Origin of the sequence: uncultured Lawsonella sp., assembly GCF_947252745.1 — a bacterium.
Taxonomy (GTDB): domain Bacteria; phylum Actinomycetota; class Actinomycetes; order Mycobacteriales; family Mycobacteriaceae; genus Lawsonella.
In genome coordinates this window covers 26788-47336 of the sequence record NZ_CAMXWW010000002.1, presented here as the reverse complement: position 1 = coordinate 47336, position 20549 = coordinate 26788, and the positions used below count along the sequence as shown (strand labels likewise).

Here is a 20549-nt window from a genome sequence, read left to right as displayed (position 1 = left end):
CCCGATGCGGTGGAACCCCACTACGCCGTGCGGCGTCATATGTGTAAACGCACATTCCCGTGCTCCGGACCTACAACGAACTGGGAAGCCATGGCTGACGAACTTTTTATTGATCCACCGGCATTAAAGAAGATTGCTTCTCGTCTTTATGACGGAGGGAGCGACTGCACATTTGCGCTTGATCCCTCCCATCAGTTTTTGTGCGACGACATGTTTGGCGGTCGGCGTAAAGACATCGGGCAGGCATTTGTTTCGTGGTTCATTCAGGAAGACGGCAAAGTAAACGACTTAGTGAACCAAACGTTATCGCATGCTGACCATGTGCATTCAGACGCAACGCTCTTCGAACAGCAGAGTGATGAGCATAGGTCGGTATTCCAACGGCAGGAGGTGTAAGCCATGGGCGGTGGTTATGGCGTATCTGTCGCCTCTATTAGAGCGGCAATTGTCTTTACTCTTGCAGAGCAGAATCTCAAGAAAGTGGCGTTTCCTCCAGCGCTTGTCCTCAATCAGTTGCGTCCGAGCATGTGGCGTGCTGAGAAACTCTTGGTGACGAATTTCCTTGAGTTCCACACCTCTCAAGTGGAGATTTTCAAGCACTCCATTGAAGACCGTCACGTCGCGCTGAGTAACCTGAATACGGTTGTCCAGGATTGTATTTCAGATACAAATAAGGTGTGGCGAGGAGAAGCTGCAGAAGCAGCTCGGCACCAACTCCACGTGCTACAGAAGGACATACAAGCCCAAGCGCATATCTATGAGGTTGCCGAGCATAATATTGAGCTCGGGCTGAAGGCCACCCTGGCGATGGTGCAATTCGCCCAAGCTCAAGCCTGGATTATTGCGATGACAAAGCGCCCTATCGCGCTCGATAATGTGCTCCGGGCAACGAGTGACAGTCTCATGGCTATGGGCGGGGAGGGCATTGACAATGTTATCGGTGCAGCACTCGGTAAAGACAAAGCCTCGAAGTACGGGTTCAAGTACAGTCCCGGAGCGGCAATTACCTCTGGTATTAAAGGAATACGAGGAGGCCTAGGGGAGCTCGTTGAGGGGGTTAAGGACATGCAACGATCCACCAGGATCTCTATGAACGTCCTTGATGCATTGTGCAACCTTGTCGCGAGTGCAGAGGAGGAACTCGATCGAATTTGGACAATTGTCTGGTCGAAAACCAAATCCGGGGAGAAACTATCTCCCGATTTCACTCACCAGCTGAAGCCTGTGAAGGTGAAGGGAGTCGAGCCTCCGACAAGTCCGAAAGACCGAGACATCAAGTGCAATCCCAATCCCCCGCTCAAAGAGCTTCCCAAATTCACGTGCCCCGTCCCGCATGAAGATGAGAGCGACGGACACGAGAAAAGGAAGTCGACACCCGAACCCGCACCTCAAGAGCACCATCCAAAGCTCGTCCCGCCCACCGGTGGCGGCTCCAACGGAGGGACAGGTGGAGGCGGTACCGGAGGTAGTGGTGGAAACACGCTCCCTCATCCGCCTATGGATCCTGGTGATAGTGGCAATAATCATCAGCCCTTGGAGCCTCCGGTTGGGTATCCTCCCGCCAATCCTGAACAGCCCCATCCGCCGCAGAATGGTCACCAGGAACACATGCCCGGCACAGGTAATGGGAATCCCCCTTATATCCCTGATCGAAGCAATGGCACACAATCGGGTACGACCCAGCCAGCCATCATCAACACCATCATTCAGGCGGGCAACCGCACGGCCCAGATGATTCACAATGAGCTCTGGAACGCTTTGATGAATGGTGGAATGGATGCAGCGAACCCCACTGCCACCCCAGGAGGGGATTACACTTCCACTCCCGGAATAGGTAATGCCCCATTCCAGAACGGCATGATGCCAGGCGTTCCCCCGCAGCCGGGCGGCGATATGCCGATGTCTCATCAGCCCGCCTACAGTGGTGGCCTCGACATGGGAATGCACAGCAACGGCACTCTGTCTGCCAGAGCTGGCATGTACCCAGGAGGCGAGCATACTAACCCCGCAGCACACGTGGGGTACATGTCTGAAAGCGGCCAGGCCAATGACAGCACTACCCATGCCTCTGGAAACAACCCGAGTTGGTCACTTCGAATCGACGGAGAGCTCGGTGTCGAGGTCTCTGTCGATAGCCATGGATCAATCTCAATAGAAACCGTGGACCATGATCACCCAGCTTCGTGCGAAGCCAATGGTGGTGAGGACGCCCATCACACAGATGGTGGAGATCGGCACGATGAAGCGCACCACGATGAGTCTGCACACGGCCCAGACGAACACCAGCATGGCGAAGAACAGAGTGACAACGACGGAAAGTCTGCGCACCATGACAATGCTGATGTTCACACTGAAGAAGCAGATTCCGTAGATGAAGAAAAGAAAGATGGAGACCAGCCCAAGGATTCCACCAAGGAGCATGGTCAACGAGATGCTGCCGAATCGGTAGAGAAGGCACAAAAGCAGGATTCAGAACACGGTGAACAAAGTTCAAATGACGACGCCAGCGTTGATGAAAAGATCCACGCAAAGACAACTGCGGAAGTACACGTTCATACGCAGACTGCAGCTGTGAATCAAGCACCAACAGAAGCGACGCCCGCAGAAGCGACGCCCGCAGAAATGCCGGCTTCGCCTGTCGCATCGGCTGACCGATCCGATGTCACTGACAATGGTCTTTCCAAAGCAGGGATGTGGTAACAATGGCTCTCTTTGACCAACAGCCAAAGCACAAAATTCATTCTTTTGATGAACAAGAAATCGAGGAACAGCTTGCGCAGTACAGCGAGGAAGACCCCTATGAACTGAGCGATGAAGAAGCAGAAAGCATTTTCACCTCGCTGCATAACTTCAAGGAACTGGCGAAAGCAGGCTACATCGAGCTCGAACCCGAGACCCTGAAGATGCTAGATCAGCTCTAGTCCTTAGACGGTTGCTTTCCACCTCCCCCCAACATGTGCCCTCAATAGAGGGAGGGGAAGCCCCAAAAAAAGTGGTGGTCCCAACCGGGCCACCACTTTTGTCTTGAGCTCAGAAAAAGAAACTAACGAACCAAGCGAGCGAACGGACACTTCGATTGGTTCGGAGCAGCAGCTTCATCCTCCTGCTGCTCCGTCAGCACCACCTCAGTCCCAGCGATCTCAGAATCCAGCGCCGCAAAACCCTTGAAATCCTTCTCACCTGCCAACTGGTACCACAGGTAGCCGGTCATCAGTGCCGTCTGTGCGCGCAAAGGCTTCTTGTCATTCGTCTCCGAGAGACCAAAACGCTCCAGCAAGCTATTCCCCGTCATACCCATACGAGTACAACCCGGAACCTTGCGCATCACCACAGAAGCCCCCCAGGAATTAGCAAAATCCTCCGACACATCAATCGACAACAACGGTGGGAACTCCGGAGCAATCACCAAAGCAGGAACCGCGGCACGAGCCGTGAAGTCCAGCGGAGACGGTGTCGCCTCAGTCGGATAGGCGGCAACCACAGCCTTCAACGGCACACCTTTAGCGGCAGTCTCCGCCGCCACAGCACCACCCAGACCATGGCCCAACAGTGCTACCTTGTCGCTGTCGAATTGGGCTGTGCCGTTACCCAACTGCATGCCCCGCAAGGACTGCACCAACGCTGCCACCTGCTCAGTCATATCAGCAGCATCGTTCAACCCATTGTTCTTCAACTTGGGTACCACACAGGCCATACCCCACGAAGCAAGATGACGTGCTAACTCGTGGTATGCGCCCACCGGGGTCAACCAGTCGGGAATAACAATGACAGTAGGCACCGAAGTGCGTCCCGTCGGAGCGAAAACAACACCCTCAAGATGGACATCAGACAGTTCGCCGCGCATCACGCGCTTCGAGCCAATGTATGAGAGATCAGAAACTAGTTTCTTCAATTTCGTAGCCACGTCCCTAAGCCTAGTCAATAACACCCCCAAGAAACGTAGAGATTGAGGCAAACATGCCACAGAATCCCCGAAATCCACAGCAGTGGTAAAAAAGAGCGGGCAACAGGTCGGCTCAAGGCGACTCCAGGGACTCCGACCAAGTAGGGTGTAGGTATGTGTGGAATCGTTGGATACGTAGGCACCCCCGGCCAGTCTAAGCCCGCCCTCGGTGTTGTCATCGACGCGCTGCGCCGCATGGAGTATCGCGGCTACGACTCTGCCGGCATTGCCCTCCTCGACGGCGCCGGCGGCATGGCTGTCGAAAAGAAAGCTGGAAAGCTCGACAACCTCGTCGCCGCAGTAGATGCCGCCAAGCTGGACAAATACCCCGCCACCACCGGCATCGGTCACACCCGCTGGGCCACCCACGGGCGCCCCACTGACAGCAACGCCCACCCCCACGTCGACCACCAGGGGAAGATCGCCGTCGTCCACAACGGCATCATCGAAAACTTCGCCCCCCTACGTGCCCAACTGGAGGCCGAGGGAGTCGAATTCTCCTCCGACACCGACAGTGAAACGGTCACCCATCTGCTACACGCTGAATACTACGGCGAAGGCCCCAACGCCGGAGACTTCCACGCCTCCGTCATGGCCGTCATCAACAAGCTCGAAGGAGCCTTCACCCTCGTCATTGCCCACGCCGACCATCCCGGCACCCTTATGGCATGCCGGCGGAGCACCCCGCTCGTCATTGGCGTCGGCGACCACCAAATGTTTCTCGGCTCCGACGTTGCCGCCTTCATCGAACACACCCGGGAAGCCGTCGAACTCGGTCAGGATAACGTCGTCACCATCACCGCTGATGGCTACCAGATCACCGACTTTGCCGGAAACCCTGTGGAAGGCCGCCCCTTCACTATCGACTGGGACCTCGAAGCAGCCGAAAAAGGCGGCTACGACTACTTCATGCTGAAGGAAATCGCCGAACAGCCGCAAGCACTCGCCGACACCCTCCGCGGCCACTTCATTAACGGACATATCGTCCTCGACGAGCAGCGGCTTTCCGACGACGACCTCCGCCAGATCGAGAAGATCTTCGTCGTCGCCTGCGGCTCCGCCTACCACTCAGGGCTCCTCGCCAAATACGCCATCGAGCACTGGACACGCGTCCCCGTAGAAATCGAACTCGCCTCCGAATTCCGCTACCGCGACCCCGTCCTCGGTCCAGACACCCTCGTGCTGGCCATCTCCCAGTCCGGCGAAACCGCAGACACCCTGGAAGCTGTCCGCCACGCCCGCAGCCAAAAAGCCCGCGTACTGGCAGTGTGCAATACCAACGGGGCACAAATCCCGCGTGAATCCGATGCGGTTCTCTATACCCATGCTGGACCCGAAATCGCGGTAGCCTCCACCAAGGCCTTCCTCGCACAGGTCATCGCCAACTATCTAGTGGGCCTAGCCCTGGCCCAGGCCCGTGGCACCAAATACTCCGATGAAGTGGCCGCCACCTACCGTGAGCTAGCAGGAATGGCCAGCAAAGTGGAGAAAGTGCTCGAACAAACCGACCACATCCGCACCATTGGCCGACAGTTCGCTGACAGCAAAACCATCCTCTTTATCGGGCGCAATGTCGGCTACCCGGTGGCGCTCGAAGGTGCCCTCAAACTCAAAGAACTTGCCTACATCCATGCGGAAGGTTTCGCCGCTGGTGAACTCAAGCATGGCCCCATCGCCCTCATTGACGAAGGAATGCCCATCGTCGTCATCATGCCGTCCCCCAAGGGCAGGGCAGTGCTGCACTCCAAGATGATTTCCAACGTCAAGGAAGTGCAGGCACGCGGTGCCACCACCATCGTCATCGCTGAAGAAGGTGACGATGCAGTGGTACCCTTCGCTGACCACATCATCCGTGTTCCGGAATGCTCAAGCCTCCTGCAGCCATTGGTCTCGACCGTGCCGCTCCAGATGATGGCCGCCGAGATCGCCACCCAACGCGGATACGATGTGGACAAGCCACGTAACCTAGCCAAATCCGTCACCGTCGAATAGGGGCTGATGACATGCGTCGTTGGATCGCAGGGCTGGACCCCCGTGCCGCCCTCCCCATCGCCGTCGTGTGCAATATCCTGGTCCTCCTCCTGGGAGCAGCAATCGCCACCGTAGTAGTTGCGCGCGCCCAGGAACCGACGAACGGCAGTGCCGGAATGATCCCCGCAGCCGCCGCAGTGTGCTTCGTCGCCATTGTGGTTGTGTTGTGGTACCTCGCCCAGGGGCACACCTGGGCCCGTATCGTTACAAGCGTGCTCAGCCTCATCGCTATGGTCGCAAGCGTCCTTGCTCAAACCATACCGGTGGGATACGAAGCCACCATCATCCGACTGTGTGGTTGGGTGGTGATCTTCGCCGCGCTGGGTCTCGCGTTCCTTTGGGTACCTCTGCCAGAGAGAAAACACTGATGAACGTCTATACCGCCGACAGCATCCGCGCAGCCGAAGCGCCCCTACTAGCTTCCCTCCCCGAGGGAGACCTCATGCGGCGTGCCTCCTACGGCCTCTACATCCACGTCCTCGACGAAATCCGCCGTCGCTGCGGAACCGTCTACGGCAGCCACATTCTGCTCGTCGTCGGTGCCGGAGACAACGGCGGAGACACCCTTTGGGCCGGTACCTACCTACGCGGAAAAGGAGCCGCCGTCACCGCGGTTCTCCTCAACCCCGACCACACCCATACCGCGGGCCTTGCCGCCCTCCGGGCAGCCCACGGACACGTCATCACCCTGCCCCAACAAGAGACAGACCTCGCCGCAAACACCGCCCTCAGTGCTGCCATCCACAGTGCCGACCTCGCGTTAGATGGCATTGTTGGGATCGGCGGACGGGGACCCCTCCGCGAACCCGCCGCCACCGTCATCGATCTCCTCGACGACGCCCACGTACCCATCGTCTCCGTCGACATTCCCTCCGGTATCGACCCCGACACGGGGGTACAGCATGATCCCCATGTCCACCCCGTCGCCACCGTTACTTTCGGGTCCCTGAAACCATGCCACATCCTCGCCGGCCCATCCTGTGGCCGCATTTCGCTCGTTGACATTGGCCTCGATCTCAGCGGAGAAACCCCCGTTATGCAGGTACTCTCCGATGCCGACGTCGCCGCCCAATGGCCCATCCCCGGCGCCAATGACAACAAATACACCACCGGCGTGGTCGGAGTATGTGCTGGCTCCGCCGCCTATCCGGGGGCAGCCCTCCTCACCGTCTCAGGAGCAGCACACGCCAGCTCCGCCATGGTACGCTACAGCGGCTCCGTCTCCGACCTCGTCCTCTCCCATCGGCCCGACACCGTGTGCACCGGCTCACCCAAACAAGCAGGCCGCGTGAACGCATGGATAGCAGGGCCCGGCATGGGGACCGATGAAGGCGCCTTTGACCGCCTCAGCTGGATTCTTGAACAAGAAATACCGGTGGTGCTGGACGCCGACGCTATCACCCTCATCTCGGACACCCCGGAGCTGATGGACAAACGCCCCCGCGACGCTGTCACCCTCCTTACCCCGCATACCGGCGAATTCCTCCGCCTCTGCAAGGCCTACCCGGAGGCGCCACACTACCCCCTACCCACTTCCGTCGCAGATATTGAGCGCATGGGACGACCGGCTGCCGTTACCGCCTGCCAGAAAGCGTGGGAAAACCAAGGCATCACCATCAGCATCCTTCTCAAAGGCCGAACCACCTACATTGCGGGACCAGGAGGTGTCTTTGCCGAAGACACCGGATCCTCCTGGGCCGCGACACCCGGTAGCGGTGACGTGTTGACCGGTCTCATTGGAGCAATCGTCGCACACGGTGTGGTAGTAGGCCGCTCCGCCGAAGAATCGGCAGCAATGGCAGTCCGAGTTCACTCACGTGCAGCACGTCTCGCCGCCATGGGCGGACAAACCTGGCACACGTTGGACTATCTCGTTGACGAAGGGGCGCAGCTGCCCCACGGGGCGCCCGTCACTGCCTCCGAGATTTCCCTTTCGATATCAGCGGCAATTCGTGACGTGCAGGGCGGAGGAGAGGACACTCTCCAGTAGAATTTTCAGTATGTCTGAGAACTCTACGTCCCCTGCCGAAGTTGCCCGTAACGCTGCTCGGGAGGCAGAACTCGCCCGCCTCCGTGCAGAAGCTGCAGCTGCCAAGCTAGCCGCTGCCGAAGCCGCGGCGAAGGCAGCCGAACTGCAGGCGAAACTCGCTTCCGTCTCCGACCAGACAGAAGCAGAAGAACTACGCAAAGAGGCAGACGCCGCAGACTCAACCGCAGCTACTAAAGCCAATGAGGCCGTAGCTAAAGAAGCGGAGGGTGCCGCCTTGGAAGCTGCTGCAGCTCCGGGCGCGGCAGCACCAGAGGCCGTAGCCCCATCTGCTACCCCAGCCGCCGCATCAGGCGACACCACCGGGACGACAGCGGAAACCACAAAGCCGGCCGCCACACCCTCCACGCATGAGCCCCCGGCAGACCCACGTGCCGACACTATCGCCGCCGGATACTCCTTCGACACCCCCACCATGCCACTCGGCTGTGCCCTCATTGAGGGCCACAACTATCCGAACATCTCCATCTCACTGCCGCTTCGCATGATGAACCGGCATGGTTTGGTTGCAGGAGCCACCGGCACCGGCAAGACCCGCACCCTGCAGCTCATGGCGGAAGGCCTCTCCGCCGCCGGCGTCCCCGTGTTCATCACTGATGTGAAAGGCGACCTCTCCGGACTCATGTCTCCCGGAACTCCGTCGGAGGACCTCCAGGCTCGCACCGCCGCCCAAGGACAAAGCAACTGGCAGCCCACCGGGTACCCCACCGAGTTCCTCACACTCGGAGTCTCCAGTGAGATCGCCCCCGGCGTGCCCGTCCGCACCACCGTCCAGAATTTTGGATCACTCCTCCTTTCCCGTGCCCTCAACCTCAACGCCACCCAAACCCAGGCACTCCACCTCATCTTTGAGTATTGCGAACAACGCAATATGGCCCTCGACGATCTTAAAGACCTCCAAGAAGTCGTCACCTTCCTTACCTCCACCGACGAAGGTAAAACCGAACTGAAAGGCATTGGTGGGGTTGGTCGACCCACCGCCGGAGTCATCCTGCGCTCCGTTTCTGCACTCGCCGCCCAGGGTGGAGACGTATTCTTCGGACTTCCCGCCTTCGACACCGCCAACTTCCTGCGCACCGCAGCGGATGGACGTGGTGTCATCAGCCTCCTGCGGATGACGGACATGTCTGAGAAACCAGCCCTCGTCTCCGCCTTCATCATGTGGCTTCTCAACGACCTCTTCCGCACCCTGCCAGAAGTTGGCGATGTAGACAAGCCAAAACTGGTGTTCTTCTTCGACGAAGCGCACCTGCTCTTTCAAGGAGCCTCCAAAGAATTCCTGGCGCAGGTGGAACAAGTAGTGAAACTCATCCGCTCCAAAGGCGTGGGTATCTACTTCCTCACCCAAAACCCCACCGACATCCCCGAAGAGGTACTGGGCCAGTTGGGCTCGCGGGTCCAGCATGTGCTCCGTGCTTTCACCCCGAAGGATGCCAAAGCACTACGTGCTACTGTCTCCACTTTCCCCGTCTCTGATTTCGACCTTGAAGAACTCCTCACCACGCTAGGTGTGGGTGAGGCCATCGTCACGATTCTCGACGAGAAAGGCCGTCCCAGCCCAGTTGCCCCCACCAAGTTGTGGGCACCCCAGTCGGTGATGGGGCCCGCCGATAGCGCACAGCTCAAGAAAGCCGTAGAAGCATCCGCCCTAGCCGTGAAATACATGACGCCGGAAGACCGGGAGTCCGCCTTCGAGAAGCTCCGCGCTGAAGCACAGAAGCGACAGGCGGAGGCAGAAGCAGCCGCAGCCGCAGCTGCCCGGGCGGAAGCGGAAGAAAAAGCCCGTAAAGAGGCTGAAAAGCAAGCGAAGGAAGAAGAGAAGCGACGTCGCGAAGAGGAGCGCCGCCGGCGGGAAGAAGAGCGGGAAGCGGAGCGCCGGGCCCGTACTGGAATCCGGGGTGCTGCCTCCAAAGCCGCCAGTTCCTTCGCCCGCTCCCTGGGTACCCAGCTGTCGCGTGAGCTGGTGAAAGGAAATGGCGGAAAGAAGATCCTCGGGACAGTGCTTAAGGGTTTCTTTAAGTAAGAGACTAGGATGAGGCTGTGACCTTATACACCGGTGAGACCATTCTCACCCCCTCCACCCAACTTTTCGCTACCGTCAACCTGGATGCTATTGCCCACAATATTGGCGTCATGCAACGGTTCGCTGGTGATACCCAAATCATGGCGGTGGTGAAGGCGGATGCCTACGGGCACGGTGCTATCGAGGTATCGAAGACTGCCCTAGCCGCCGGAGCTGTCGAACTGGGCTGCGCCACCTATGAAGAGGCCATGCAGCTGCGCAATGCCGGTATCGTTGACGCCCCCATCCTCTTCTGGATGTGGGGGCCCTCTACACCGGTGGAAGAAGCCCTCCGTGCCAACCTCATGATCGCCGTCGCCGCAGAATGGCAGTTGGATGCGGTTCTTACCGCCGTCAAAAACACCGGTATTAGTGCCTCCCTCACCATCAAACTCGACACCGGTATGGGCCGCTCCGGCTTTACCAGCCAGCAATGGAACGCCCTGCTGCCCCGCTTCTGCGAGGCGGAAGCCAGCGGAATGGTACACATTCGTGGTCTGATGGCCCACTTCTCCAGCGCCGACGAACTCGGCAACCCGGTCACAGATCGGCAAGCAGAGGGGCTCCGCGTTGCTATTGACCAGGGCCGTCGCGCGGGGCTCCGCCTTGACCACAACCACCATGCCAACACTGCCGCACTCCTTACCCACGGAGGGATGGGCTTTGAGCTCGCACGCCCCGGACTGGGCATCTACGGTATCTCACCCATGCCGGAGTTGGGTGATCTCGATCTGGTACCAGCACTCACCTGGTCGGCTGCCGTCACTCTTACCAAACCCTTCCCGGCGGGCGCCGGAGTGTCTTATAACCACGACTGGCATGCCCCTGCTGATACCGTGACCGCCATCGTCCCGTGCGGGTACGCCGATGGCATCGACCGTCGCCTCACCAACCGGTTGGAGGTCACCATCAATGGGAAGCGTTTCCCGGAGGTGGGGCGTATTTCCATGGACCAAATTGTCGTCAACTTGGGAGCTGACGGCGGGGGAGTATTCCCGGGTGATGAAGCGTTCCTCTTCGGTGACGGTAGTCGTGGGGAACTGACTGCACTGGACTGGGCCAACCTTATTGGCACCATTCCCTACGAGGTCATTTGTGCGGTGGGCGGCCGCACCACACGCCGCTATGAACATCGGCCGGTGACTTCCACGCGTGCCTCTAGTGGTGCTGAGGCACACCCTGCTGGCCCCGCTGGTCTGCGTAAACTGCCCACTGTGGAGGACACTCTCCAATTGGGCCGGGAGCTCGCCACCCAGCTGCGTGCCGGCGATGTGGTGGTGTTGGATGGTGCCCTGGGTGCCGGCAAGACGGTGTTGGCGCGCGGTATCGCCGAAGGTCTGGGCGTGCAGGGGCGCGTCACCTCGCCCACGTTTGTGATTGCCCGAAGCCATCGGCCGGGTACCCCGGGTGGAGTTGGTATGGTGCATGTGGATGCTTACCGGCTACTCGACGGGATTGAGGATGGCCCCAACGCGGGGGATGCCCTCCTTGATGAACTTGATGCCCTGGACCTTGATACTGAACTGACTGACTCGGTTGTAGTCGTGGAGTGGGGCGGCGGTGTAGTGGAGCGTCTGGTTGAGCGCAGTCTGGTTGTTACCTTGGCGCGTTCCCCTGGTTCTGATAAACGGCACGCTACCTGGCGGTGGGTTGATGACCCGTACCGCGAACTTCCCTAAACGCGAACTTCTTTAGAAAGGATGCCCCGTATGCTGGTTTTCGCCTTGGATACGTCCACCCCTGCTGTCACTGCGGGCTTGGTGTCCCTGGAAGAGGGAGCATTTCCTACCACGCTGGCGCGGCGCGTCACTATTAACCCCAAGGCACACTGCGAGCTCCTCACCCCGCATGTGTTGGAGTGTTGTGCAGACGCCGGGGTTGACTTAGCTGATGTTGACGCCATTGTGGCGGGTACCGGACCGGGACCGTTTACTGGGCTGCGGGTTGGGTTGGCCACCGCCGCCGCATTGGGCGATGCCCTGCGTATTCCGGTCTATGGGGTGTGCAGCCTGGATGCTATTGCTGTCGATACGTGGGATGAGATTCGCCGGGCGGAACTGGCGGCTCGTACGAACCAGGATGAGAGGGTGCTTGCCGCCCAGAAACTCCTAGTGGTGACGGATGCGCGCCGCCGGGAAGTGTATTGGGCAACCTATTCCTTGCAGGGCATTCTGGCTGATGAGGTGCTGGAGACGGCTGATTCCGGCCCGCAGGGGGATACTGCACAGTTGCTGGCCTGGGCGGTGCCGGCGCGTCTGGATGGCCCAGCTGTCAATAAGCCTGATGATATTCCCGTCACCCGTGTTGCGTGTGTTGCCGGTACTCGCAAGTACCGCAGCAGTTTTCAATGCCCCCATGTGGATGTGGAGTATCCCGATCCAGCAGCGCTGGTGATGGTGGCGCGGGAGCAGTTGCTGAGTGCTGCCGCTGCTGCCCCACTCCAGCCGCTCTATCTTCGTCGCCCGGATGCAGTGCCACCACGCCCTCGTCCCGTGTCTGCTGCCATTACCGGCTTGGGGGAAAGAAGCTAGCACGATGACGACCCGTGAATGTCTCTGCCGTATCGGACCGCTTTACTTGGCGGATGCGCCCGCTTGCGCTGCGCTGGAGGCGGAAGTTTTTGCTGCAGAAAGTCCGTGGAGCGAACAGTCTTTCCGGGAAGAAATCAGCCAACCTGGTACCCGCTATCTGGCACTGCGGGTAGCGTCCGCAGAGGATCTGGCGGAGGCACAGATTGATATTGAGCCACCGCTCGAACCAGGCCAGTTGGTAGGCTTTGCGGGTTGCGGTCAGCGTGGCGCGCCAGGGGATTTTCCGGAATACGAGGTGCTGACGATAGCGGTAAGTCCGAAGGTGCAGAGCTGCGGCTGGGGTCGTGCGTTGTTCTCGGCATTGTTGGAGGGGACGGAGCAGGGGACAGTCTTTTTGGAGGTTCGTGCCGACAACGAGCGGGCGATTAACCTGTACAAGTCGTGCAGTTTCGAAGTGGTTGGTATTCGTCCAAATTACTACCAGCCGATTGGGACGGACGCTCTCGTCATGCGCCGTCCACCACTTCCTCCCGAGAGATAGCCCAGCGGCCTAGTAGACCTGCACTACACACCAGTGGAAATGACTTCCTCAAAGGAGCAGAGAGTGATGAACGACCTGATGATTTCAGCTGCCCGTGACGCAGTTTCGCCACGTGAGGTGACGTCCAATGTTGACCTCACCCAGTGTGCCCCGGGCGATTCGTTCACGGTGCTGGGTCTGGAGAGTTCCTGCGATGAGACCGGCGTTGGTATTGCCCGTGTGACTCCCCGGGAGGGAGAACCCCCGCTGGTTGAGCTCATTGCTGATCAGGTGGCGTCGTCGATGGAGGAACATCGCCGTTTTGGGGGTGTGGTGCCGGAGATTGCCTCCCGTGCACACTTGGAGGCGCTAGTACCGACGATGCATGCCGCATTAGCGGAGGCTGCTATCGAGAAGCCCGATATGGTGGCGGCGACGGTGGGGCCGGGTTTGGCCGGCGCATTGTTGGTGGGGGCTGCGGCTGCCAAAGCTTACGCTGCTGGGTGGGGTGTGCCGTTCTACGGGGTGAACCATTTGGCGGGCCATGTGGCAGTGGATGCTTTCCAACATGGGGCGGCGACGAATGCGATTGCTTTGTTGGTGTCGGGTGGCCATACCCAGTTGTTGCGGGTGCGGAGCCTCTATGAGCCAATGGAAGAAATGGGGACGACGGTGGATGACGCTGCTGGCGAAGCCTACGATAAGGTGGCGCGTCTGCTGGGGCTGGGGTATCCGGGGGGCCCGCTTATTGATGCTTTGGCGAAAGAGGGTAATCCGCAGGCGATTGCGTTCCCTCGTGGCATGATGCGGCAGCAGGATGATCGTTATAACTTCTCGTTCTCCGGTTTGAAGACTGCAGTGGCGCGGCATGTGGAGTCGGTTGAAGCGGCGGGGGAGACGGTGGATGCGGCCGACTTGTGCGCGAGCTTCCAGGAGGCAGTTGCGGATGTGTTGACCGCGAAAGCTCTACGGGCTTGCCAGGATACTGGGGCGGATACGCTGATTGTGGGTGGGGGTGTGGCTGCGAACTCGCGGCTGCGGGAGCTGGCTGCCGAACGCTGTGCACAAGCGGGTATTACGTTGCGTGTTCCCAGCCCGCATTATTGCACTGACAATGGGGCCATGATTGCAGCTGCGGCGAGTTATTTGATTGCAAATGGGGCTGACCCGACTCCGCTGACGTGCGCAGCGGACCCGGGTCTGCCTGTTGAGGTGTCGCTAGTGCAAGGCTAGTGTCTGCAGGAGGACTGTTTAGATCTGCAGGAGCGGCGTCAGTGCCATGGCGTAGCTTCCGCCTGTGCCGGTTGACGACCCCACCACGCCAACAACGCCAGCAACGAAGAACAGCATGACGACCACCACTACGATGGCGGCAATCGCGAGATAACTGATGACCAAGCCGGCGATGGCAAGGCCTTTGCCTTCAGATCCATCTTTCTTGATTTGGGACAACGCGATGTGACCACAAATGATCGAGGGAATGGTCGTAATGATGAAGAAGCACAGCATCGCCAAGACGAAGGAAGCAATCGCCAAACTATTGGTGGGGCGCGAAGCTGGCGGGTAGGGGGCAGGGTAACCCGCATTGAGGTTTGTTGTCTGGGGGTATGGAGGGTAAGCGCTGTCTCCATAGGTTCCGTTGGAGTACGGATCGTTGTAGTACATGGGGGTCCTCTAGTAGGTCACGTTAAAGTTGGATCGTTAAACCGAAAATCGAAATAGCTGTACTAGTAATCGCACCAATTGCCAATACAAGAATAATGGCAGCAATAGGGATATAGCCCAAGACTAATCCAGCAATTGCGAGGGAACGGCCTGATTCCTGGGTTTCTCGTACTTGCTTCAGGCCGATGTGACCACAGATGACGGCGGGGATGGATCCGACGAGGAAGAATAGCGGCACGATCCAGCTGATGAGAGCTAGCGCGAATGAGGCTACCGTAAGGCTGTTAGTTGCTGGTTGTAGCGGCTGGCCGTACATAACAGGATCGAATGCTGGACCGGGAGCGGGGATCGGAGGGAGAGGATAGGTGTCAGTGGGGGGAACGTTACCAGTGATGGAAGAAGGGCCCAGCGGTGCGGAACCACTGGGGACGGACCCTATAGGAGTGCCATAGGTACCGATGGGAGGTAGTTCCGTCGTTGGGGCAAGTGGGTATGCATTCTCAGGGAAGGAGGTATCCTCTGCCATTTTTCTCCTCGCATGACGATGTTCATTAGGCACAACGTCGTGGGGCGCGAATAAGTTCCCAGATTAGTTATTTTCCGTTGGGCTCGTGCAGGAGGGATTGTGGGGGATTATGCCGAGTTCTTGCCCCGAAAGATGTTGAAGGCTGGCACTCATGAATGTAGAGTGCTAATTAGCACTGAGCGTGCTAGCTACCCGCGACGGTTAGCGTGCTCCTAGCGCATAACGTTGAACTACTGATTGATCTTATGGAGGGTCATCGTGGCGAAAATTAAGCCGCTCGAGGACAAGATTCTCGTTCAAGCCATCGAGGCTGAGACCACCACCGCTTCCGGTCTGGTGATTCCGGATTCCGCTAAGGAAAAGCCGCTCGAGGCAACCGTCGTGGCAGTCGGCCCCGGCCGCTGGGATGAAGACGGCGAACGCCGCATTCCGCTCGACGTCAAGGAAGGCGACATCGTCCTGTACAGCAAGTACGGCGGAACTGAAATCAAGTACGACGGTGAGGAATACCTCATCCTGTCCTCTCGTGATCTGCTCGCTGTCGTCACCAAGTAACGTCAGCCCCATCACCACATAAACCACAGTTTCCGCAGGACACTCACCAGGCTGGTGCTCCAGCTGTGAGTGCCTGCGGAACTATATCGTGAGGAAGTCATTCAGTGCCTAAGCTCATTGCTTTCCACCAGGACGCCCGCACCAGCCTCCTCCACGGTGTCGACCAGCTCGCCGATACTGTCAAAGTGACGCTGGGCCCGCGCGGTCGTCACGTGGTGCTGCAAAAGCCCATTGGACTGCCACAGATCGTGAACGACGGCGTCACTATCGCCCGTGAGATCGATCTCTCCGAACCATTCGAGAATCTCGGGGCACAGCTGGTGAAAGCTGTTGCTACCAAGACCAACGACATTGCTGGTGACGGCACTACTACCGCAACCGTCATCGCTCAGCACCTCATGCATGAGGGCCTGCGTAACGTCGTTGCCGGTGCGAATCCCATGGACCTGTCCAAGGGTATCAAACTGGCTGCCGACAAGACCGAAGAGCTCCTTGCCCAGGTCGCCACTCCGGTGGAAACCAATGACGAGATTCGCAATGTCGCCACCGTATCCTCTCGCGACGAGGAAATCGGTGCCATGGTCGCTCGCGGCATGGAGATCGTCGGTCGCGATGGTGTGATCAGCGTCGATGAAAGCCAGACCACCGAGACGGAAATCGTGCTCACCGAAGGCCTGGAATTCGACAAAGGTTACATTTCCCCCAGCTTCATCACCGACTATGAAGCAGCCCGCGCGGAACTTGAGGATCCCTACATCCTCATTCACCGCAACAAGCTGAGCTCGCTGCCCGTCCTGTTGCCCATGCTGGAAAAAGTATTGGCTACTAAACGCTCGCTCCTCATCATCGCAGAAGATGTAGAAGATGAAGCTTTGGCTGCGCTAGCGATGAACGCCCTCCGCAAGACCCTCAAGGTTGTTGCGGTGAAGGCTCCCTACTTTGGCGAACGCCGCGTCGGCTTCATGCACGACATGGCAGCTGTCACCGGCGCCACGGTTGTCGACCCTGACACCGGCGTGAACCTGGCAGATTCCGGCCTGGAAATCCTTGGGAGTGCAAAGCGCGTCACTGTCACCAAGAAGAGCACTCTGATCGTGGATGGCGCCGGAACCCCTGAGGCTGTCGAAGAGCGTCGCCGCCAGCTTCGCACCGAGATCGAGAACTACTCGTCCGAGTGGGACAAGAACAAGATGAAGGAACGCCTCACCAAGATGTCTGGTGGCGTTGCCCTCATCAAGGTGGGTGGCTCCACGGAAGCAGAAGTGACGGAACGCATGATGCGTGTTGATGATGCTATCCATGCCGCCCAAGCTGCCGTTAAGGAAGGCATTATTGCCGGCGGTGGCTCCACGCTGACCCAGTTGGCAACGCAGGTGGCAGAGTTTGCAGAGACTCTCGACGGTGACGTGGCACTGGGTGCCCGTATTCTCGCCAAGTCGCTGAACTCGCCTCTCTACTGGATTGCCAAGAATGCTGGTGAAGACGGTGCCGTAGTTCTCAGCAAGGTACAGGAGATGCAGCCGGGTGAAGGCTATAACGCTGCCACCCGTACTTTCGGAAACTTGCTGGAAGCCGGTGTTATCGATCCGGTGATGGTGACACGTTCTGCCGTCACCAACGCTGCCTCGGTCGGCCGTATGGTGCTCACCACCGAAATCTCGGTGGTGGATAAGCCGAAGGCGGCTGGTGAAGAGAATGGCGCACACGCCGGACACCATCACCACTAGACCGGTAGTCCCGCCCATCACACCTTAAATATCGTTGCTACCCTCAACCCCGCTAGTTGTTTGTCGACGGGCTGCCCCACAGTTGCAGCCCGAGCACGGACAACGCAGCGGGGTTGAGAAATTTCTCCAGCCGTCACTGCAAAGCGGGTAGCCTGAGAACCAACAGAGTTAGTTGGTCCAGAGGCCGGCTACCCATAAGGAGAAAGAATGCCCTCGCAGAGTTCACAGCTCACCAAACCGACCTGGCAGTGCGCACAACGCTGGTGGAATGCCGTGGAAGCAGCCGGATTAGGCTACTACGGGGCGGCGACCGAACAGTTGTCCTCCGTCATGGAAGACTGTCAGAAACTACCCTCCCCAGATGGATACCTGCTGGCCTCCCTTTGCTTGTCCTCCCAAGCTTCGTGGCAGCGGCAAATGGGAAACCACGCCATTGCGGCCACGTTGGACGATAAGGCTATTGAACTACTGGCCCAAGAACTTCCCAGCGAGAAAGGCTGCATGGAGGTAGAAACGGCAGCTTACCTTCGGCTTTTGGCCCTCGCAGATGCCACCTCAGGACGTGCCGCAGATAGCCTGGGCAAGGACGTCTCTAGCAATGCCCGAACCTTTGTCGACAAGGGGGATGAGGTGCTTGTCGCCCTTCACGAGATGAGTTTCCCGCCCGAGATAGAGACTGCCGTTGGGGAGGATCCTACGAATTCCATGTGGGGTTACTGCGGGCTTAACACTCCGCGGGTAGTGATTCGCCACGCGTGGGTGAGTACCGAAGTGGCTATTGCAGAAGGCCGTTGGGAGCACGCACAGGCCTGCGCGCTGCAGGGCGCTGAACTGTCAGGGGAGTGGTTTTCCGCACGCCACCATGTGAAGTCGCTGCTTATCGATGCGGCAGCCTGGTCGGGGACGGACACAGTGGCGGCAGTGAAGAAAGCCGAACGTGCGTACCAGGAAGCACAGGATGAAGGATTCGTGCCACTTCAGTGGGCAGCTTCCATGCTGCTTCGTGATCTTGCCGGGGATGGTAGTGAAGAGGCAACACGCTGGGATGATACCCGCGAGGAGCTAGAAAAAGAGCTGGTCGAGCGCGGGGCAGCCGCTTCTCTCCAGTAAACTCCACTATTGTGACAGTATGGGAGCGATAGTTTAGGGTGCTCTCATAAGCTTGTGCTGGGCCAACCACGCGCCTAGCCCCCTAATCTGTGGAGGACAGACAGTGGCTGCAGCTGCCGACGATCGCCTGGCACCCTTGGTGGTAGCCGCCCGCGAAGGTGATGCTGCCGCCACAAATGAGTTGTTGCGGGAGATTTTCCCCGCCATTGTGTCCTATTGCCGTGCACGTATTACGTGGGCCGCACCGGGATATGCGGCAGCCGATGACGTTGCCCAAGAGATCTGTCTGGCAGTGGTCACTGGGCTTCCCAAGTATCAGGAGCAGGGTTACCCCTTTATGGCCTTCGTGTACGGAATTGCTGCCCATAAAGTTGCGGATGCAAAGCGTAACGCTTTCCGACATCCCAACGATGTTCTAGATGACAACGCCGACATCCCTGATGAAGGCGAAGGACCGGAAACTCTAGCGCTGCACAACGAGAGTTCTGCCGAGGTGGAGGATCTCCTCAACACACTCTCCCCATCAGCGCGTGAAATTATCCGTCTACGTGTCATTGTCGGCATGTCCGCGGCTGAAACAGCAGCAGTACTGCAGTCCACCCCGGGCGCCGTCCGTGTCGCACAGTACCGGGCCCTCGCCAAGCTTCGGAAGGAGTATGACCGTCGGCGTCGTGCCGCACGGGACGCTGAGGAAGCAGCAATCGCAGCTGCTGCCCCGGCAGCCGAAACCACTACACCGGAGAGCTCTACCACCTCTGAGAGCGCTCCCCATAGCAGGAAAGGAGGAGAGTAATGGAGCACGATCGCACCACCCCACAGTCGAAATCGACGACGGCACCAGCGCAGCCCGCAATGACGGGCGACGACGATTTGTTAGCCCTTCGGGCAGCGGATCGCTACTTCGACTTCCTTGCCGCAGGACAAACCCCCACTGGGCGCGATGACGTAGCACCAGAGCTCACCTCGCTTTTCACAGACTGGCGCGGCACTATTGGAGCTGCCCCGATTCCTCCCACCCCCACGCTCGATTCTCTGCTAGGTCTCTCCGACGACATTCCCACACCGCAGCCGGCTGCTCACAACGGTGACGCCGTTGCCGATGATACAGATGGCACCGTGGTGGATATTCGTAAGCACCCCCGTTTCTCCTCGTGGCGCCGGGAGGCCGTGCGGGCCGTTTCCGGTGCAGCTGCCTTCCTCATTCTGGCAGCAGGTGGCCTCACCATCGCTATTCAGTCAGCCGGTCTTAACGACCCACTGTGGTCGGTTAACCGTGCGCTGTTCACCAGCAATGCGAATGACATTGAGCTGGCGACGTATCTGAACCAGGACATCGACCGCGCCCGCTCCTTGGCGGATTCCGGCCAAGACCAGGAAGCGCTCCGAGTTCTTGACCGGGTACAAACTAAGATTGACGGTATTGGGGCAGAATCTCGCCGCGTCGATGTGCAGAAGCGGCTGGATGCCACACGCAAGGAGGTCAGCGGAGCCGGAGATGAGGCGCAGGTGAAGGGGTCCAAGAAGGCTCCTCATAGCACGCCCCCCTCAGAGCGCACCCCGAGCACCTCTGTGGAGGGGAAGAATACGGATGATACCTCCGCGTCAGAAAGCACGAAGGTATCCGATGCGGAGTCTGCGGAGGACGATTCATCAGTGACGGAGAAGTCGACCTCCGTGACGGATAACCCCACCGGCTCCTCCTCGAGTGAGAAGAGTTCCGCTGGTAGTGCGCACTCCTCGCATGTGCAGTCTCCACATCCCCCGACGGTGCCCCCTCTGGATGAACCCCTCTCGCTGCTTATATCACTGCGCTAGTTAGCAGGGAGTACCCG

Annotated in this window: 18 protein-coding genes and 1 pseudogene; 16 read left to right on the top strand and 3 right to left on the bottom strand. The window is 58.9% G+C overall.

Features of this window, described 5'->3' with window-relative positions; all coding sequences use genetic code 11:
• The first annotated feature begins 90 nt into the window (after positions 1-90).
• Genes Q0X28_RS02335 through Q0X28_RS02325 form a run of 3 tightly spaced genes read left to right on the top strand, consistent with a single transcriptional unit; the run spans position 91 to position 2921 of the window.
• Positions 91-396: a hypothetical protein gene (locus Q0X28_RS02335; protein ID WP_298576105.1), complete on the top strand. Its 306-nt coding sequence runs from the start codon at positions 91-93 to the stop codon at positions 394-396.
• Between the two features lie 3 nt (positions 397-399).
• Positions 400-2700 (top strand): hypothetical protein, encoded by a 2301-nt coding sequence (locus Q0X28_RS02330; protein WP_296238933.1) that lies wholly within the window; start codon positions 400-402, stop codon positions 2698-2700.
• 2 nt (positions 2701-2702) lie between these two features.
• Entirely contained in the window at positions 2703-2921 is a 219-nt protein-coding gene (locus Q0X28_RS02325) for a hypothetical protein (protein WP_053961688.1), read from the top strand.
• A 122-nt stretch (positions 2922-3043) separates the two neighbouring features.
• Here the strand turns inward: Q0X28_RS02325 and Q0X28_RS02320 are convergent, their stop codons facing one another.
• Positions 3044-3904 (bottom strand): dienelactone hydrolase family protein, encoded by an 861-nt coding sequence (locus Q0X28_RS02320; protein WP_298576101.1) that lies wholly within the window; start codon positions 3902-3904, stop codon positions 3044-3046.
• 153 nt (positions 3905-4057) lie between these two features.
• Between Q0X28_RS02320 and glmS the strand changes: the two genes are divergently transcribed.
• The 8 genes from glmS to tsaD all read left to right on the top strand — a co-directional run bounded on the left by glmS (position 4058) and on the right by tsaD (position 14367).
• Positions 4058-5935 (top strand): glutamine--fructose-6-phosphate transaminase (isomerizing), encoded by a 1878-nt coding sequence (gene glmS, locus Q0X28_RS02315; RefSeq protein WP_298576098.1) that lies wholly within the window; start codon positions 4058-4060, stop codon positions 5933-5935.
• Between the two features lie 11 nt (positions 5936-5946).
• A complete protein-coding gene (locus Q0X28_RS02310; RefSeq protein WP_296238942.1) occupies positions 5947-6342 on the top strand; it encodes a hypothetical protein in 396 nt (131 codons plus the stop codon).
• Entirely contained in the window at positions 6342-7964 is a 1623-nt protein-coding gene (locus tag Q0X28_RS02305; protein ID WP_296238944.1) for an NAD(P)H-hydrate epimerase, read from the top strand. Before Q0X28_RS02310 ends, Q0X28_RS02305 begins: the two co-directional genes overlap by 1 nt.
• A 10-nt stretch (positions 7965-7974) precedes the next feature.
• On the top strand, positions 7975-10044 hold the full coding sequence (locus tag Q0X28_RS02300; protein ID WP_298576094.1) for a helicase HerA-like domain-containing protein: 2070 nt from the start codon (positions 7975-7977) through the stop codon (positions 10042-10044).
• Between the two features lie 17 nt (positions 10045-10061).
• Positions 10062-11762, top strand: a complete 1701-nt coding sequence (gene alr, locus Q0X28_RS02295) for an alanine racemase (RefSeq protein WP_296238948.1) — start codon at positions 10062-10064, stop codon at positions 11760-11762.
• 30 nt (positions 11763-11792) lie between these two features.
• Positions 11793-12614, top strand: a complete 822-nt coding sequence (gene tsaB, locus Q0X28_RS02290; protein ID WP_296238949.1) for a tRNA (adenosine(37)-N6)-threonylcarbamoyltransferase complex dimerization subunit type 1 TsaB — start codon at positions 11793-11795, stop codon at positions 12612-12614.
• Between the two features lie 4 nt (positions 12615-12618).
• Positions 12619-13155: a GNAT family N-acetyltransferase gene (locus tag Q0X28_RS02285; RefSeq protein WP_296238951.1), complete on the top strand. Its 537-nt coding sequence runs from the start codon at positions 12619-12621 to the stop codon at positions 13153-13155.
• A 63-nt stretch (positions 13156-13218) separates the two neighbouring features.
• The gene (gene tsaD, locus Q0X28_RS02280) at positions 13219-14367 is read left to right on the top strand and encodes a tRNA (adenosine(37)-N6)-threonylcarbamoyltransferase complex transferase subunit TsaD (RefSeq protein WP_298576090.1); all 1149 of its coding nucleotides are present in this window, start codon (positions 13219-13221) and stop codon (positions 14365-14367) included.
• A gap of 18 nt (positions 14368-14385) precedes the next feature.
• Here tsaD and Q0X28_RS02275 read toward each other — a convergent pair whose 3' ends face one another.
• Both Q0X28_RS02275 and Q0X28_RS02270 read right to left on the bottom strand, forming a co-directional pair.
• Positions 14386-14799: a DUF4190 domain-containing protein gene (locus Q0X28_RS02275; protein WP_296238955.1), complete on the bottom strand. Its 414-nt coding sequence runs from the start codon at positions 14797-14799 to the stop codon at positions 14386-14388.
• Positions 14800-14821: 22 nt separating this feature from the next.
• Positions 14822-15325, bottom strand: coding sequence for a DUF4190 domain-containing protein (locus tag Q0X28_RS02270; RefSeq protein ID WP_296238957.1), 504 nt, complete (start codon positions 15323-15325; stop codon positions 14822-14824).
• Between the two features lie 255 nt (positions 15326-15580).
• Here Q0X28_RS02270 and groES point away from each other — a divergent pair, with 255 nt between their 5' ends.
• The 5 genes and pseudogenes from groES to Q0X28_RS02245 all read left to right on the top strand — a co-directional run bounded on the left by groES (position 15581) and on the right by Q0X28_RS02245 (position 20532).
• A complete protein-coding gene (gene groES, locus Q0X28_RS02265; RefSeq protein WP_296239003.1) occupies positions 15581-15880 on the top strand; it encodes a co-chaperone GroES in 300 nt (99 codons plus the stop codon).
• Positions 15881-15984: 104 nt separating this feature from the next.
• Positions 15985-17607, top strand: coding sequence for a chaperonin GroEL (groL, locus tag Q0X28_RS02260; RefSeq protein WP_298576087.1), 1623 nt, complete (start codon positions 15985-15987; stop codon positions 17605-17607).
• A gap of 207 nt (positions 17608-17814) precedes the next feature.
• A complete protein-coding gene (locus tag Q0X28_RS02255; protein WP_298576084.1) occupies positions 17815-18717 on the top strand; it encodes a hypothetical protein in 903 nt (300 codons plus the stop codon).
• Positions 18718-18820: 103 nt separating this feature from the next.
• A pseudogene (gene shbA, locus Q0X28_RS02250) lies at positions 18821-19372 on the top strand (RNA polymerase sigma factor ShbA); the annotation flags it as partial.
• A gap of 137 nt (positions 19373-19509) precedes the next feature.
• Positions 19510-20532, top strand: coding sequence for a hypothetical protein (locus Q0X28_RS02245; RefSeq protein WP_296238963.1), 1023 nt, complete (start codon positions 19510-19512; stop codon positions 20530-20532).
• Positions 20533-20549: the final 17 nt, after the last annotated feature.

What these genes read in the sequence shown, in the direction of transcription:
- Q0X28_RS02335 (WP_298576105.1), top strand. Translation starts at nt 91, where the DNA reads ATGGCTGACGAACTTTTTATTGATCCACCGGCATTAAAGAAGATTGCT.
- tsaB (WP_296238949.1), top strand. Translation starts at nt 11,793, where the DNA reads ATGCTGGTTTTCGCCTTGGATACGTCCACCCCTGCTGTCACTGCGGGC.
- Q0X28_RS02310 (WP_296238942.1), top strand. Translation starts at nt 5,947, where the DNA reads ATGCGTCGTTGGATCGCAGGGCTGGACCCCCGTGCCGCCCTCCCCATC.
- glmS (WP_298576098.1), top strand. Translation starts at nt 4,058, where the DNA reads ATGTGTGGAATCGTTGGATACGTAGGCACCCCCGGCCAGTCTAAGCCC.
- Q0X28_RS02325 (WP_053961688.1), top strand. Translation starts at nt 2,703, where the DNA reads ATGGCTCTCTTTGACCAACAGCCAAAGCACAAAATTCATTCTTTTGAT.
- Q0X28_RS02305 (WP_296238944.1), top strand. Translation starts at nt 6,342, where the DNA reads ATGAACGTCTATACCGCCGACAGCATCCGCGCAGCCGAAGCGCCCCTA.
- Q0X28_RS02285 (WP_296238951.1), top strand. Translation starts at nt 12,619, where the DNA reads ATGACGACCCGTGAATGTCTCTGCCGTATCGGACCGCTTTACTTGGCG.
- Q0X28_RS02255 (WP_298576084.1), top strand. Translation starts at nt 17,815, where the DNA reads ATGCCCTCGCAGAGTTCACAGCTCACCAAACCGACCTGGCAGTGCGCA.
- Q0X28_RS02330 (WP_296238933.1), top strand. Translation starts at nt 400, where the DNA reads ATGGGCGGTGGTTATGGCGTATCTGTCGCCTCTATTAGAGCGGCAATT.
- Q0X28_RS02245 (WP_296238963.1), top strand. Translation starts at nt 19,510, where the DNA reads ATGGAGCACGATCGCACCACCCCACAGTCGAAATCGACGACGGCACCA.
- Q0X28_RS02300 (WP_298576094.1), top strand. Translation starts at nt 7,975, where the DNA reads ATGTCTGAGAACTCTACGTCCCCTGCCGAAGTTGCCCGTAACGCTGCT.
- Q0X28_RS02270 (WP_296238957.1), bottom strand. Translation starts at nt 15,325, where the DNA reads ATGGCAGAGGATACCTCCTTCCCTGAGAATGCATACCCACTTGCCCCA.
- Q0X28_RS02275 (WP_296238955.1), bottom strand. Translation starts at nt 14,799, where the DNA reads ATGTACTACAACGATCCGTACTCCAACGGAACCTATGGAGACAGCGCT.